This is a genomic window from Hanstruepera ponticola, assembly GCF_012931685.1.
Taxonomy (GTDB): domain Bacteria; phylum Bacteroidota; class Bacteroidia; order Flavobacteriales; family Flavobacteriaceae; genus Hanstruepera; species Hanstruepera ponticola.
In genome coordinates, this window is sequence record NZ_JABANC010000001.1 from 12274 (window position 1) to 27848 (window position 15575).

The 15575-nt window shown below is 33.5% G+C and carries 18 protein-coding genes; 9 read left to right on the plus strand and 9 right to left on the minus strand.

Going from position 1 to position 15575, the window contains the following annotated elements; all coding sequences use genetic code 11:
* Position 1: 1 nt before the first annotated feature.
* Genes HGK31_RS00080 through HGK31_RS00090 form a run of 3 tightly spaced genes read right to left on the minus strand, consistent with a single transcriptional unit; the run spans position 2 to position 3168 of the window.
* Positions 2 to 1486, minus strand: coding sequence for a DUF389 domain-containing protein (locus HGK31_RS00080; RefSeq protein ID WP_104734568.1), 1485 nt, complete (start codon positions 1484 to 1486; stop codon positions 2 to 4).
* A gap of 3 nt (positions 1487 to 1489) precedes the next feature.
* The gene (locus tag HGK31_RS00085; protein ID WP_191857992.1) at positions 1490 to 2569 is read right to left on the minus strand and encodes a mannose-1-phosphate guanylyltransferase; all 1080 of its coding nucleotides are present in this window, start codon (positions 2567 to 2569) and stop codon (positions 1490 to 1492) included.
* Positions 2570 to 2571: 2 nt separating this feature from the next.
* On the minus strand, positions 2572 to 3168 hold the full coding sequence (locus tag HGK31_RS00090; RefSeq protein ID WP_191858867.1) for a SprT-like domain-containing protein: 597 nt from the start codon (positions 3166 to 3168) through the stop codon (positions 2572 to 2574).
* A 302-nt stretch (positions 3169 to 3470) separates the two neighbouring features.
* On the opposite strand from HGK31_RS00090, the gene HGK31_RS00095 reads away from it, so the two are divergent.
* The 8 genes from HGK31_RS00095 to HGK31_RS00130 all read left to right on the plus strand — a co-directional run bounded on the left by HGK31_RS00095 (position 3471) and on the right by HGK31_RS00130 (position 9445).
* On the plus strand, positions 3471 to 3818 hold the full coding sequence (locus HGK31_RS00095; RefSeq protein ID WP_191857993.1) for a hypothetical protein: 348 nt from the start codon (positions 3471 to 3473) through the stop codon (positions 3816 to 3818).
* Complete coding sequence (locus tag HGK31_RS00100) at positions 3812 to 4252, plus strand: hypothetical protein (RefSeq protein ID WP_233450928.1); 441 nt, start codon at positions 3812 to 3814, stop codon at positions 4250 to 4252. The genes HGK31_RS00095 and HGK31_RS00100 overlap by 7 nt, the downstream gene beginning before the upstream one ends.
* A gap of 140 nt (positions 4253 to 4392) precedes the next feature.
* On the plus strand, positions 4393 to 4953 hold the full coding sequence (locus tag HGK31_RS00105) for an STM3941 family protein (protein WP_191857994.1): 561 nt from the start codon (positions 4393 to 4395) through the stop codon (positions 4951 to 4953).
* Between the two features lie 10 nt (positions 4954 to 4963).
* Entirely contained in the window at positions 4964 to 5545 is a 582-nt protein-coding gene (locus tag HGK31_RS00110) for a YdeI/OmpD-associated family protein (protein WP_191857995.1), read from the plus strand.
* Between the two features lie 205 nt (positions 5546 to 5750).
* The gene (locus HGK31_RS00115; protein WP_191857996.1) at positions 5751 to 6638 is read left to right on the plus strand and encodes an NmrA family NAD(P)-binding protein; all 888 of its coding nucleotides are present in this window, start codon (positions 5751 to 5753) and stop codon (positions 6636 to 6638) included.
* Between the two features lie 72 nt (positions 6639 to 6710).
* On the plus strand, positions 6711 to 7460 hold the full coding sequence (locus HGK31_RS00120) for a DUF6090 family protein (RefSeq protein WP_191857997.1): 750 nt from the start codon (positions 6711 to 6713) through the stop codon (positions 7458 to 7460).
* A gap of 76 nt (positions 7461 to 7536) precedes the next feature.
* The gene (locus HGK31_RS00125; RefSeq protein ID WP_191857998.1) at positions 7537 to 8055 is read left to right on the plus strand and encodes a RidA family protein; all 519 of its coding nucleotides are present in this window, start codon (positions 7537 to 7539) and stop codon (positions 8053 to 8055) included.
* Between the two features lie 151 nt (positions 8056 to 8206).
* A complete protein-coding gene (locus tag HGK31_RS00130; protein WP_233450930.1) occupies positions 8207 to 9445 on the plus strand; it encodes a fibronectin type III domain-containing protein in 1239 nt (412 codons plus the stop codon).
* A 66-nt stretch (positions 9446 to 9511) separates the two neighbouring features.
* Here HGK31_RS00130 and HGK31_RS00135 read toward each other — a convergent pair whose 3' ends face one another.
* The 3 genes from HGK31_RS00135 to HGK31_RS00145 all read right to left on the minus strand — a co-directional run bounded on the left by HGK31_RS00135 (position 9512) and on the right by HGK31_RS00145 (position 11727).
* Positions 9512 to 9922, minus strand: a complete 411-nt coding sequence (locus HGK31_RS00135) for a hypothetical protein (protein WP_191857999.1) — start codon at positions 9920 to 9922, stop codon at positions 9512 to 9514.
* Between the two features lie 142 nt (positions 9923 to 10064).
* Complete coding sequence (locus tag HGK31_RS00140) at positions 10065 to 10889, minus strand: alpha/beta hydrolase (protein ID WP_191858000.1); 825 nt, start codon at positions 10887 to 10889, stop codon at positions 10065 to 10067.
* Positions 10855 to 11727 (minus strand): alpha/beta hydrolase, encoded by an 873-nt coding sequence (locus HGK31_RS00145; RefSeq protein ID WP_191858001.1) that lies wholly within the window; start codon positions 11725 to 11727, stop codon positions 10855 to 10857. The genes HGK31_RS00140 and HGK31_RS00145 overlap by 35 nt, the downstream gene beginning before the upstream one ends.
* Before the next feature lie 154 nt (positions 11728 to 11881).
* Here HGK31_RS00145 and HGK31_RS00150 point away from each other — a divergent pair, with 154 nt between their 5' ends.
* Positions 11882 to 12343: a hypothetical protein gene (locus tag HGK31_RS00150; protein ID WP_191858002.1), complete on the plus strand. Its 462-nt coding sequence runs from the start codon at positions 11882 to 11884 to the stop codon at positions 12341 to 12343.
* Between the two features lie 70 nt (positions 12344 to 12413).
* Here the strand turns inward: HGK31_RS00150 and hemL are convergent, their stop codons facing one another.
* The 3 genes from hemL to HGK31_RS00165 are packed head-to-tail and all read right to left on the minus strand — an operon-like array spanning position 12414 to position 15425.
* Positions 12414 to 13700: a glutamate-1-semialdehyde 2,1-aminomutase gene (hemL, locus tag HGK31_RS00155; protein WP_191858003.1), complete on the minus strand. Its 1287-nt coding sequence runs from the start codon at positions 13698 to 13700 to the stop codon at positions 12414 to 12416.
* 10 nt (positions 13701 to 13710) lie between these two features.
* Positions 13711 to 14520: a glucosaminidase domain-containing protein gene (locus HGK31_RS00160; RefSeq protein WP_191858870.1), complete on the minus strand. Its 810-nt coding sequence runs from the start codon at positions 14518 to 14520 to the stop codon at positions 13711 to 13713.
* Entirely contained in the window at positions 14520 to 15425 is a 906-nt protein-coding gene (locus HGK31_RS00165) for a 1-aminocyclopropane-1-carboxylate deaminase/D-cysteine desulfhydrase (protein ID WP_191858004.1), read from the minus strand. Before HGK31_RS00165 ends, HGK31_RS00160 begins: the two co-directional genes overlap by 1 nt.
* Between the last annotated feature and the right edge of the window lie 150 nt (positions 15426 to 15575).

Genomic DNA, 15575 nt, shown 5'->3' on the forward strand with positions numbered 1-15575 from the left:
TTTAGTTTTTTCGTCTGATGGCCAAGGTATCTAAACTCAATTTCACCTTTAACCAACGACCTAACTTATCAGTTTCTGATGGAATATTGGCTTCCTTAATTTTAGATTTATCCCATTTTACAGTAAAAACAGATAGTGTGTCTGATTTTTTAAAATCAGACGATATTTCATTGGCATAACTAAAACTTTCCAACGCGTCATAATTGATTTGTACTTCTTTTACAACCTGGTCAAACGGAATCATTTTTTCTTCCAATGCGGCTAACTTTTTTTCTCTATCTTCCAGATAAGCTATTTTTTGCGTTTGGTTAATTAAATCAATGGAGTCTCGATAACGCAATTGTTCCATATATTTTAAATTATCAAATTGCTCAACGCGGTTTTGGTTAAAAACAATTCTTGTATCTAATAAGGCTGGATAGGACGCTTTTCTATTTTTAAGCAAGTTTATTGTTGTTTCAGGAATTTCATCAAGGCCATAAGTGTTGAACGAAATAAACGAATTGCCATCATTAAAACTATAATTGGCGTTCTTCTTAATATATTCAAACTGTGGCAAGGCTTTCAATTCATTATCAATAAAGCTTTTTGCAGCTGTTTCAAAGTTACTCTCTTTAAGTACATTCCAAAAAGTCCACACGGCAGGCACCATTACTATAATGGCAAGAAAAGAGGCTATTCTGGCAATTCGCTTACGCTTTTTGGAATTAGCATATTTAAGCATGGGGAAGCGCAAGGCTTTTACAACTATAAATGTTGCTAGAGCTATAAAAATAGTATTGATTATAAAGAGGTACATAGCACCAAAAAAGTAAGGCCAATTGGCTTTAGCCAAACCATAACCAGCTGTACACAGAGGTGGCATTAAGGCTGTGGCGATTGCCACACCGAATATAACTGAAGCAATAGTCCCCTTTTTTGTTTTTGCAATTATTAATGCTGAACCACCAAAAAAGGCAATAAGCACATCACGAATATCTGGTTTTACACGACCCAATAATTCGGAGGTATCTTCACTTAATGGGAATAACCAAAAGAATAAAAACGCTGTGAGTAAACTCAATACAATCATGATTGCCAGATTAATGAGTGACTTACGCATGGTATCAATATCATTAACTGCCACGGAAAGACCAATACCCAAAATAGGTCCCATAAGCGGCGAAATTAACATGGCACCAATAACAACAGCCGTGGAATTGGCATTTAAACCTATGGATGCCACAAAAATAGAACAGACCAAAATCCAAGCGGTAGCACCTTTAAAAGAAATATCTTTTTTTATGGCTTCAATAGTCTCATCTCTATCCGTATCTTCTCTAAAATCCAGTAACTCAACCAGAAATTTTTTAATGTTTTGAAAAAGCCCTTTAGCATCTTTCTTAACGGCTTTTTTTGATTCCTCTACTGCAGCATCTCTTGAAGCATTACCATCTTCAGCGTGCGCTTTTTCTTCATCAGAAAAATTAAATTTATTTTCTTCCATATACTATCCTAGATTGTCTCCAAACTTATCTTTTACGCTTTGGAGTACCTTTTTAATATCTTGTTCTTTTGCTTTAGGAAAGATAAGCAAAACTTCTTTTTTGTCAACAATTATATAATCATCAATACCATCAATGATCACCACCTTGTTTTTAGGTGTACGTATCACATTTCCCCTTGCGTCCTCAATAAGAGTTTGGGCATTTACTACGGCATTATTATTAGCGTCTTTATCCAATTTATCATAAAGACTTCCCCATGTTCCCAAATCATTCCAATCAAATGTAGCGGGAAGGACATAGACATTTTTAGAGGTCTCCATAATGGCGTAATCTACTGATATGTTTTCGGCCTTGGCATAATTCTCTTTAATGAAATCTTCCTCCATAGCTGTGTTATATGCAGCTATACCCTGTTTAAACAACTCAAACAATTCTGGTTGATTATTCATAAAGGCTTCAATCACGCTTTTTACACTCCACATAAAAATACCAGCATTCCACAAGAAATTACCTTGCGCTATAAATTGCTTGGCCGTTTGATAGTCTGGCTTTTCACGAAACTGTGCTACCGGCTTTATGGCTGCACGCTCGTTTTTATCATATTCTATATAACCATAACCTGTATTTGGGAACGTTGGCTGGATACCCAAGGTCATAAGGGCATTGTTTTGTGAGCAAAAATTAAAAGCGTCTCTAACATTTTGTTCAAAGGCTTTTTCGTCTTCTATCCAATGGTCACTTGGCGCTACAAGCATAAGAGCATTTGGGTTTTCTTTTTGTATTTTAAGCGAGGCATACAAAATACAAGGTGCCGTATTGCGCATGGCTGGTTCCAGAACTACCTGACGCTGTGTAACATCGGGTAACTGCTCTAAAACCAACTGGTTATAACGCGCATTAGTGAGTATAAAAATGTTTTCTTTTGGAATAACGTTGGCAAGCCTGTTAAAGGTTTTTTGTATCAACGTATCTCCTGTTCCCAGCATGTCATGAAATTGCTTGGGAAATTCCTGCGTGCTTATAGGCCAAAAACGCGATCCTACACCTCCTGCCATGAGTATGGCATAATAGTTTTTATTCATAATTAATTAACTAATTCTACTTCTGCATTTGGGTTGAAAAGATACAATTTTCCTGATGCAACCTCAACACATTCATAGCGTTTTACACGTTTTTCACCTTTTTTAAAGACTTTACCATTGTATAACTTAAAGTTTTGTCCCAAAGGTACTTCAAACACAAAGGTTTTATCATTGGGTTGATCAAACTGTTTTAATGCCCAAGCTAAAGCGGTATCAGTATCACTAGATGCTTTGGGATTTTTAAAATGTTTAGCCAAAAGTGGCAATAGAGCCATTGGAAACACTTGTGGATTTAGAAACGGAAGCATAAGGCGTTGAAAGGTGTGCTTCCACTCTTTGCCATGTGGTTTTATGTTTTTTCCAAAGGATTTATAAGCTTCAAAGTGCGCTATTTCATGAATAAGCGTTATTAAAAACCTATAGGTGTTTAGGTTAGCATTAATGGTTATTTGGTGTTTTCCGTTTGGGAGATTTCTATAATCGCCATGCCGCGTTTTACGTTCGCTTTTAACCTTTACGGTAAGTTGGTCATGATTTAACAAGCTTATGACTTGATTTACCGCTTTTGGTGGAATGTGATTTAACAGAGTTTTATGCATGACACAAACATAATATTTTTTAGGACTCAAAATTGTAAGAATTTTCACGGCTTGACCTGAAGGAGACCTTAAGGAGACCTGAATAAAACCTCACACAGACCTTAAGGAAATATTAACCAAAAATTACACATAACCACCTGTGGTTTTAGTGGTATAAAATGATTAGATTTGGGTAGTGGTATAAACTCACTAGTAAACAATTACACCCAATTTTGCATGTAAAAGCACACTTATTTGGTGTATGTATAATAAATATAACACTACTAGTAGTGTTATACACATGTTGTGGTTAATTTAAGAAAATGACGATAGAACAATTAAAATCGAACATAAAATGGTGGGAATCCAAAAGATGGATTTATAATGTTGCTGTTGGACTTTTCGGAATTTTTGGAATTTACGATGGACTTTCAAGAGGAGAATACTCTTGGACAGTAGACGACACAATCGGAATTTTGATTTGGGGAATTGGAGCAAATATTTTTTATTCACTAGGAATTTTATTGGAATTATTTGACTGGTATTACCTGAAAAACAGAGTCGGAATTAAAAGGTTCCGAATGGTATTTTTCATAATCGGAATTTTATTCAGTTGCCTATGGACTTTATGGTGTAGTTGGATTTATTTTGCAAAACCACATTTATGGTAAAACAAATCAAGAAGTCTAAAATGAACGAAATCTATTTATCAAAAATAAATGAAGAACAAAATCGAGAGGTCATTGTAGAAGGAGATGACCATTCTGTTTGGGCTTATGTCTTGAAACATTCGGAGGAAAGTATCGGAATTGAATTTGACGGATTTATATGTTCTCGTGGAACTCTTGTTGAGTCAAGTAAAGAAATAAAAAACTATATCAATAACGCTATTTCTGCGCCATTAATGAAAAGGTATTCGAATGAATTCTCTATCCAACGAGAAATTGAAAATAAGGACATAGAAATTGATTGGAACGGAAACGAAATAAGTATAAAACTAAACGGAATTGATTTTCTGATTATGGATTTAAAAAACCGAAAATCTTACTCAAAATCAACATCTGAAAATGGTTCTTATGGAATTCCAATAACTGAAAAAAACTAACCACAACACCGTATATAATTTATTGCTTGGTTCTAGCCTACTTACGAAAATCCTCGCGGATTTTCTATTCGGTTTTTATTTGCTAAATTACGTGCTTAACCACGCAACAAACCATATACAAACACGTTGGGCAACAGATTATGAATCCTAATTCACAAGAAAACATAATAAAACTTAGTAAGCCTAAAATAGTTCTTTTGACACTTGGATCAATTGTATTTGTGTGTCTAGGAGTTTGGATTGGAAAATCTGTTGGTCTTAAGATTACTTCTAATACAATATTAGCTCAAACTATCAGCTTAATCACAATTGTTTTTTTTGGAATGACAGCTGTATATGGTTTATCAAAATTATTTGATTTTAAACCTGGTCTTACAATTAATTCAATAGGGATTTTAGATAATTCAAGTGCTGTAGGTGGACAACTAATCAAATGGGAAGATATTAAAGGATTTGATATTATACAGATTAGAAGTACGAAATTCCTTTTAATCTATGTAAAAAATCCTAAAGATTATATTAATAAAGCAAATAGGTTTAAACGATTTTGGATGAGAATGAATGATAAAAAGTTTAGAACTCCTTTAAGCATTTCATCAAACTCGCTGGATTGTAATTTTGACGAATTAATTAAGATTATTGAAACTAAATTGAATGAATACATTGCCACACACGCTGGGCTTAATTATCACCAACACTAAATGTTAAACTATGAATCCAAAGGTAGATTGGTTTTTTGAAAAAGATACGACTTGGAAAACAGAGTATCAAAAGTTAAGAGAGATCGTACTCGATTGCACTTTGGTTGAAGCATTAAAATGGGGAGTTCCTTGTTATACTTTTAATAAAAACAATATTGTTTTAATTCATGGGTTTAAAAATTATTGCGCATTGCTATTTCATAAAGGGGTATTGCTTAAAGACACTAATAATATCTTAATTCAGCAAACTGAAAATGTTCAAGCGGCTAGACAGATTCGGTTTACCAATTTAAAAGAAATAATAGATTTACAGCCTATTATAAAAGCCTATATTTTTGAAGCTATTGAAGTGGAAAAGGCAGGATTAGAAGTAAAAATGAAAAAGACTTCAGAATTTGAAATGCCTGAAGAACTTAAAATAGCATTTAAAAACAATACTGAATTGGAAACTGCCTTCTATAACTTGACACCAGGACGGCAAAGAGGCTATCTTCTACATTTTTCGCAAGCCAAGCAATCTAAAACTCGAGAATCGAGAATTGAAAAATGTACTGATAAAATTCTTAATGGCATGGGATTGAATGACAGATAGCGTAAATAACAGTGTGAAAAGCCAGTTGTTAACAGTGACCTACCTGTCCTGCAAGCGAGTAAGTAATTACTTGTACTCACCTGTTTAAAAAAAATTCCGTTAGACTTTACAAAATCTTTTTCTCACTTTATTCATATAGAATTTATTATCTTTTCAATCTCCAATCAGCACTATATCTAACCTGCAACTTGAGTCATTATAAAAAATGAATCGCATACTTATAACTGGAGCAACAGGAAATATTGGGACAGAAGTAGTTCACTACCTTTCTGAATTGGACAATAAATCTGAATTAATTGTAGCTGTCAGAAATGTGGAAGGTGCAAAGATAAAGTTTTCCTATCTATCCAATTTATCCTACAGGTTATTTGACATTGGGAAGCAAAACTCTTTTGATGCTGCATTTAAAGATGTTGACATTTTATTCTTGCTTCGGCCACCACACATTTCAGAGGTCGATAAATATTTTCAGCCTTTATTACAATCAGGGAAAAATAATGGCATTGAGAAAGTGGTTTTTCTTTCGGTACAAGGTGCAGAGAAAAGCAAAGCTATTCCTCATAATAAAATTGAGCGGTTAATTAAGTCTATTGGTTTCAAATACATTTTTGTGCGTCCTAGCTACTTTATGCAAAACTTAACAACTACATTACTACCTGAACTACAAAAAAACCAAACCATTACGCTTCCTTCAGGACAGGCAAAATTCAATTGGATAGATGTAAAAAATATTGGAGAAGTATCAGCCGTATTAATAAAATCATTTGATAAATATCAAAATAAAGCCTACGACATTACAGGATTGGAAAACAAAAATTTTCAAGAAGTGACAGAATTAATGAGCGAAATAATAGGGACTAAATTCAATTTTAAAAGTATTAACCCAATTAGTTTCTACTTCAAAAAGAAAAAAAGTGGCGTTAAAAGTGAATTTGCTTTTGTTATGACAATGCTTCACTTCTTACCAAGATTTCAAAAAGAACCTGATATTTCAGATAACTTTAATAGAATTACAGGAAAGAAACCAACAACACTAAAAGCGTTTATAAACAGGAAAAAAATAGTTATAACAACACCTAAACTATGTATATAAAATTGTTGAGATAGATTTTAGGCACTCATTATGAATAATCAATAAGATTCCCGCTTTCTCTGGAAATAGCATATGATAAAATTCTTTAGACACATTAGGCAGCAATTACTTTCAGAAGGCAAAACTGGAAAGTATTTTAAATATGCCATTGGCGAAATAGTTCTTGTAGTGATTGGAATTTTGATTGCATTACAAATTAATACTGTCAAAAATAAAAATGACAAAAGATCTGAAGAAATTACTCATCTTGAAAATATTTTATCAGACTTAAAACAAGACAAATCAGAATTAATTAAGATAATTGACAGAAGGCAATCCAAAACAGAGTCTGCAACGATTATGGAAAGCTACTATCATACAAAAAAAGTAGATAGTCTTAACCGCTATTATTTTCACTGGACAAATGTCCTTATGTGGGAAACACATAATCCAAGTTTAGTTACTTTTAAAGAACTTATTAATTCTGGCAAACTTTCAACTTTAACAAATGAAAACGTTAAGCAGTTATTACTTCAAATAGATTATAATTACAACCAGATGTTTGAACTCAGAAATCATTTGTATCATGATTATACTGATTATTTTTATAAACCATTTGGAGATTTTATTGATTACGAAAATGGTCTTAAAGCATTTTTAGAACCAAATGCGAAAATTGAATTATCAAGAGAAGATGTTGAAATAGCACTCAAAAGTAAACGTATTAAAAACGGATTTACATTGGCAAGACTCAATAATCAGCTTTTGTCCCAGCAATTAACCGACATATTAACTAAAGTTGATTCAACCATTGTGCTAGTTGAGCAAGAGATAAAAAAATAACAACAACTAAAAAAAACACTCAAAATAAACGGGATAGCCGAAAACCGACCATAGTAGGCAATTAACAATCTAATTTATGAAAACACAAACTTACCAATTAACTTTATTCACATTACTTTTTACTTTGGTTTTTGGAATCCAAAGTTGTGAACAAAAACAAAACGAGGAAACTAAAGAAGTGGAAAAAGAAATAGTTGTTGAACCTGAAAAACCCGAATACTTTTCGCTAAGACCAGAAGTGGAAAAAGCATATGGTTATTCACACGCTGTAAAAATTGGTAATGCCATTAAAGTTTCTGGTGCTGTAAGTATGGATAATGAAGGAAATCCAACAGCCATTGGTGATTTGGGACAACAAATGAAAAACTGCTATGCCGATTTGGAAAAAATTCTAAAGCATTACGGTTGTACATTTGATGATGTTGTCGTTGAAAATATTTTCACAACCAATATGCCTTTATTTCTTGAAAATGCAGCTTATCGCTCTGAAATTTATAAAAACCATTTCCCTACAGGATCTTGGCTTGGTGTAAAGGAATTGGCAATTCCAGAATTTATGATTGAAATTGAATTGGAGGTTCATAAGAGTGAATAATTGTTAAAACGTATCATAGCATCATTACATACGCTATTAAAAAATCTGGTTCACAACCGCTAGAACTTGTGAATCAGATTTTTACCGATTTTTTTTATTTTGATTGAATGAAAATTGTTATTTTCACAGTCAGAAAAAATTCGAGTCTCTCATGAAATCCTATTTATTTGCAGCGTGTATGCTGTTTTTGGTTATGTCTTGTTCTAGTGATGATGATGTAACGGTTCCGCAATGTGCAAAACCCACCAATGTTTCAGCTAGTGCTGTCACCTTTGAAAGTGCTACCATATCATGGAATGATAACAATGCTAGTTCTTACACTGTTGAATTTGGTTTATCTGGTTTTACTATAGGTTCAGGAACAACTTCAAACACTAATGAAAATAGCATAATGCTTTCAGGCTTAACAGCCAATACAAGCTATGATGTTTATATAAAATCTAATTGCAGTAGTACCAACACAAGTATGTACACCAATACATTTACGGTTACAACTGCTGCACCTTTGGTAGTACCTCAATTTATGCCAAACCTTTCGGAGTTGAATTTATTTACTGGTGACCTAGAAAATCTAACCCCTAGCCCATATGCTTTTGTATATGACTTAAACACACCACTGTTTACAGATTATGCATACAAGCATCGTGTAATTGCTTTGCCGCCAGGAACAACTATGGATTATGTTGACAATGGCTTTCCTGATTTTCCAGACAACACCGTTATTGCAAAATCATTCTATTACTTCAATGATGAGCGTAATGAATCATTAGGAAAAAAACTTATTGAAACGCGCATATTAATAAAAGTTGCTGGCGAATGGGAATTAGGAAACTACAAATGGAACGAAGCTCAAACTGATGCCGTGTTGGATAACACCACTGGTACCGTTCCTGTAACTTATATTAATGCGTCTGGTAATACACAAAACGTGAATTATGTTATTCCATCAGCCAACCAGTGTTTTGACTGTCATAATAACGAAAATATTGTAACACCAATTGGTCCAAAGTTACGAACTATGAACTTTGATAATCAATTACAAGATTTTATTGATGCTGGACATTTGAGCAATTTGACTGACCCGAATACGGTTACTGTTTTACCTAATTGGGAAGATGACTCCTATACTTTAGAGCAACGTGCAAGAGCTTATTTTGATGTAAACTGTGCGCATTGTCATTCAGATGGTGGGTTTTGTCAGTTCCAAACCTTGTTGCGTTTAACCTATGAAACACCATTTGAAGATTCTTATATTTTTGAGTCTAAAGATGAAATAGATACCAGAATGGAAACTTTTAATCCGCCTTATACCATGCCGCTAATTGGCACCACCATGGTTCACGATGAAGGCTATGCTTTAATACGTTCTTACTTAAGTACGTTAGAATAAAAACAAACCCTTGATTTAATTAAATCAAGGGTTTTACTTTTCTACCTTTTTCATAAAATTATTTTTCTATTTATTACATCTCGCATGTTTATACATGCCCTTGTATGGGTTAAAGCCTTTTGGCAAATAATCTTTAGTATCAAAACCAAGATTAACTTCCTCATCAAGCTCTACCAAATCAATTTTGCTCCAATCCAAATCATGCTTTCCTTTTAATGGATTGAAATTAGATGGCAAATATTTACTGGTATCAAAACCATAACAAACCTCCTCTTCTAATTCTAACACGTGAATATCCTCAATGGCAATAGGTTCTGCATCGGGATTGTGAAATAATAGAGTTTCAAGGTGCGCTTTTTCACTTAAAACAGATTCTGTTTTATATGACGATAAATCGTCAGGTTCTTCATTTGGGGAATCGGTCACAACTGTACTTGCTGCAAGTATCAAGCTGCTCATTAAAAATACAAGTTTCATTTTGGTAAAGATTTAATTGTTTACATGAAGTGACAAAATTTTACTGAAATTGTTACATAACTTTTGAAATCTTTAACACTAAAAATCAATACTTTATATTTTAATTAAGAATCACAACGCGATACGTTAAGAATTTTAATATTTATTGTAGTTGATTTTTTATAGCTTCATGGTACGCTTCATAATCAATAAGGTTGTTATGATTAGCACCTTCTACTTCTACAAAAATAGTCTGTTCAGGGTTTGAAATGTCACGAAGCTTCTTTCCTGAAGCAAGTGGCACAACCTGATCATTGGTGCCATGAAGAATTAAAACAGGACAGTTTACTTTTTTCATAAACTTAAAAGAAGGAAACTCATAGCGCATTAATTGTCTAACTGGAAATATAGGAAACCGTCTTTGAGCCACATCTACCAAACTATAATAAGGTGTTTCTAAAATGAGGTTTTTTGGAGTATTTTCAGAGGCTAAATAGGTTGCAACTCCTGTTCCTAATGAACGACCATACAGCACAATATCTTGCTCCTCATAATTCTCTCTTAAATAATCATAACAAAACTGTGCGTCATGATAAAAGGCTTTTTCATTTAACGGTCCAGTACTCTTTCCGTAGGTTCTGTAATCTATAACAAAAACGTCGTAATTATATTGCGTGAAATATTGAGCTGTTGCTCCCCATCGGCTCAAATCACTTGCATTACCATGGAAATAAAGTATCACCCCTTTGGGCTGCTTTGCTTTAAAATGAATAGCGTTGATTATGGTTTCATCGTCTGTATTCAGAAAAATTTCTTCAAAATCTCTTTTGAAATTATAGGTATAATTCTGATCTAGAGCCGTTGGTAAAAAAATTAGCTTTTCCTGAAACATATATAGTAAGGCTCCTATCATCACATATAGTCCAAGAATTATCAGTAGGATTTTTTTGACTTTACTTTTTTGACTTTTTTGATGTGTGTATGACATTAATGCTGGTTGTTTCTAAATCTAATTCTTTAGGTTTTGTATTGAGGATTTCATCTAACATTACATGATAGGATTCAAAATTATTGAGATTTTTATGGCCACCTCCAATTACTGTATGTAATTTGGTCAATTTGGGATTAATTTTAGACAACTTTACACTGGTTTTATAAGGTATGAGCTTATCATTGGTACCGTGAATTATATGTATTGGGCATTGAACATACTTCAACCATTTATAGGTAGGTAATGGATATTTCATTAATAATGAAAATGGCATAAATGGTGCATATCGTGCTGTAACTTTGGTTAAACTATAATAAGGCGCATCAAGAATGAGCATTCTAGGGTGATTCATAGAAGCTAACTTTGTAGCAAAACCAGAACCCAATGAGCGACCATAAAGAATAATATATTTTTCAGGCACAAGCTCTTTGAGTTTATTATAGATTACTTGTAAGTCTCTTTTTATTGCTTTCTGCGATCGTCTTCCGGTACTTTTACCAAACCCTCTGTAATCAACCATAAAGACATTAAACCCATGTCTGGTAAAATCTACTGCAAATTTACCCCAGCCTTTTATGCTTTTTGAATTTCCTTTGAGGTATAAAACAATGCCACGTGGTTTTTCTTTTGATTTAAACAAAACACCATTAAGTTCAGCGCCATCTCTGGTTTCCATATTAAACTCCTCAATGTCTTGATTTTCATAGTAAAACTGAAAATCTTTTGGTAATTTCTCTGGCTTAAACAACATGTAGTCCTGAAGAAAATACAATGCTAAACTTATAACTACATAAGCTATAATTACAATTATTATGATGGACCACCAATATGTCATTTTATAGAAATTACGTTCTTACAATATATGAAAATCAATAATGAATACTGTTGTGAGTAGTCATAATGTTAATATCAGGTTAAAATACCATGAAGGATTAAACTTAAATCAAGTTTCATAGTCAAAGCAGTACATTAACAAAAAACGGTATAAAATGAAAAAACTATTTTTAATTGCGTTGGCTTTAGTAACACTACAAGTTTCCGCACAGCACATAAGAGAAGGAAACAAAAAGGGCGAGAAAATGGAGCGCATGAACGACTACACACCAGAACAAATAGCCGAACTTCAGACAAAAAAAATGACTTTACATTTAGATTTGAATGAAGCCCAGCAACAAAAAGTTATGGCATTGAATCTCCAGAATGCCACTGACAGAAAAGCCATGATTGAGGCTAAAAAACAGATGGCGAAAAAAAGTGATGATCAAGAAATGTCAAAAGAAGACAAATTGAAAATGAAAAATGATATGCTAGACATGCAAATTGCCATGAAGCAAAAAATGAAAGATACTCTAGACGAAAAACAATATGCTAAATGGGAAGAAATGATGTCTAAACGAGGAGAAAGAGGTCGTGCCTATCAAAAGAAAAAAATGCACAAAAAGAACGATTAATATTTGAATTAGTTTAATTGGTTAGTTAGTTAAAATGGGCAATTCTATTATTGGAATTGCCCATTTTTATTTATAAACTTTTACTAACCGTGTTAACCGCTTCAATAGTTTTATCTAAATCGTCATAAGTTAAGGCTTCAGTAACAAACCATGTCTCAAACGCACTTGGTGCTATATAAACCCCTTCATTCAACATACCGTGAAAGAACTTTTTAAAACTTTCATTATTTCCAGTTGCTGATGATTGAAAATCTACAATTTCGATATCTGAAAAATGTACAGAAATCATTGAACCTACCCTATTGATAGTATGTGTAATATTATTTTCTATCAATACTTTTTGGATACCTTCGTGTAGATATTTGGTTTTATTTTCAAGTCTATCGTAAATGTCACTATCTTTATTTAATTCCTCAAGCATAGCCAAACCGGCTGCCATTGCTAACGGATTACCACTCAATGTTCCTGCTTGATAAACTGGTCCTACAGGAGCCAAATAATTCATAATTTCATTTCTTGCTGCAAAGGCGCCAACTGGCAAACCTCCGCCTATAACCTTTCCGAAGCAAACAATATCAGCCTTGATATTGTAACGTTCTTGAGCACCACCTTTGGCCAAACGAAAACCAGTCATAACCTCATCAAATACCAAAAGAATATCATTAGCATCACATAAAGCTCTTAAATCTTCCAAAAAACCGCTCTTTGGCGGAATGCAACCCATGTTGCCTGCAACTGGCTCTAAAATAATACATGCAATTTCATTCCTATTTGCATTAATAATGTCCTTTACATTTTCAATATCATTATATGTAGCCAATAAGGTATCTTTAGCAGTGCCTTGGGTCACACCCGGACTATTTGGTGTTCCAAAAGTTACAGCACCACTTCCAGCTTGAATCAAAAAGCTATCACTATGACCGTGATAACATCCTGCAAATTTTATAATCTTTTCCTTTCCAGTAAACCCTCTAGCCAATCGCACAGCACTCATACAAGCTTCTGTCCCTGAATTGACAAAACGAATTTTATCAATATTGGGCACCATGGATATAGCTAACTCGGCAATTCTGGTTTCTATTTCTGTAGGTGTTCCAAATGATGTACCTTTTTTTGCTTTTTCCACAACAGCATCAACTACAGGTTTGTAAGCATGACCCAATATCATAGGTCCCCAGGAATTAATGTAATCAATATATGTGTTGCCATCAGCGTCATACAAATAAGCACCTTGAGCTTTTTCAATAAAAATTGGTGTCCCTCCTACAGCTTTAAATGCGCGTACTGGAGAATTGACACCGCCAGGAATAACGCTTTCTGCTTCAGCAAACAAAGCACTACTTCTTTGATAGTTCATGTTGTTTTGATTATTTGGATTTAACGATTAACACATTGCCAATGGTTAAATCATTTGATTTTAGATTGTTTAGCCTTTTAATTTCTTCAACTGTGGTATTGTAGCGTTTAGATAGTGAATACAACGTATCTCCTTTCATAATTTGATGAGTAAGTCCAATGCCTACCGAATTGATTTCCGAAGTTTTTCCAAGCACTGCCTCATCATATTTGTACAATTGATAACGCTCAATTAAACTAATCAACTTGTCTGGATATTTTCTATCGGTTGCATAGCCAGCCGCACGCAATTCTTTTGCCCAGCCTCTATAATCATCTAGTTGTAATTCAAATAATTTATAATAGCGTTTTCGTTCTTTTAGAAACAACGAATGATCACGAAACGAATACCTAGCGTCGTTATATTTTCTAAAACACTCTTGTCGGGCATCATCATCATGATAAATTTTTGCGCCAGTCCACTCATGACATTTTATACCAAAATGGTTGTTGGCTTCAACAGATAAACGTCCTTTCCCTGAACCCGATTCTAAAATCCCTTGAGCCAATGTAATACTGGCAGGAATACCATATAATCGCATTTCATTTTGAGCAATAGGACTGTATAACTGGATGTATTGTTCAGTAGGTGTGCCTGTCAATTCAATTGTGTTTGCCGTTCTTGTAGGTTCTGAAACCGCATTATTTTGCTTATTTTCAGGTTGTTTAACCACACGTTCCGTTTTGGGTTTACTTCTATTTGTTTTACTAACAGCTCTTTTTTTTGAGCCACAGCTAAAAATTAATATAGTTAAACCTATAATACATACAATCCTTTTCATCATTTCAATAAGGGCATTTTTTTTCGTTCTAAATATTGATTCATTCCAGATATTCCCTGAAGGCCACCTGTGTGAATTGCTAGAATTTTTGATCCTTTCTCAAAAAATTCTTTCTCAATTAAATCCATGATTCCAAAAAGCATTTTTCCAGTATAAATTGGATCTAATTGAATATCATATTCCATTTTGAAATCATTTATAAAACTGATTAATGCTTCATTTATTTTAGCATAGCCGCCAAAATGATAATCAGTAATCAAGTCCCAATTAGATTTATTGGCAAATTTACTAATATCTTTCTTTAAAAAATCACCTTTTAAGGCTGGAAAACCTAAAATTTTTTGATTCTCAAAACTAGCATTAATTATTCCTGAAATAGTACCTCCTGTCCCAACAGGGCAACATATATAATCAAACGCTTTATCGGTTTTTGTTACTATTTCTTCACAGCCCTTAACTGCTAGGCTATTTGTTCCTCCTTCGGGTATGAGGTAAAAATCTCCGAATTCCATTTTTAGGGATTCTATAAAATCTGTTTCCGATTTCCTTCGATATACTTCACGCGACACAAACTTAAATTGCATACCATTATCCCGTGCCAAAGACAACGTTGGATTTTCATCCACTTTGTCCATTAACTCCTCCCCTCTAATAACCCCAACAGTATTAAAGCCAAACTTCTTACCTGCCATGGCAACAGCTGCAATATGGTTTGAATAGGCACCTCCAAAGGTTAATAAAGTGGTTTTATTTGCTTTTTGAGCTGCTATTAAATTGTATTTCAGCTTTCTGTATTTATTTCCTGAAACTAATGGATGGATGGAATCTTCTCGCTTAATTTTTAGAGAAATTATGCCTTTATTCAAAATGGTATCATTAAGTACTTCTACAGACTCAAAAAACATAAAATAACAAGTTCAAAACAAGGGTTAAAATTACAAAATAAACTGGTGAAACGTCAAAAACAGCAGAGTAATATTATGACTACATTATACCGATAATAAATTGATTTCCACGATGTAATGAGGGTATTCAACTTATAAAACAAACTTTTT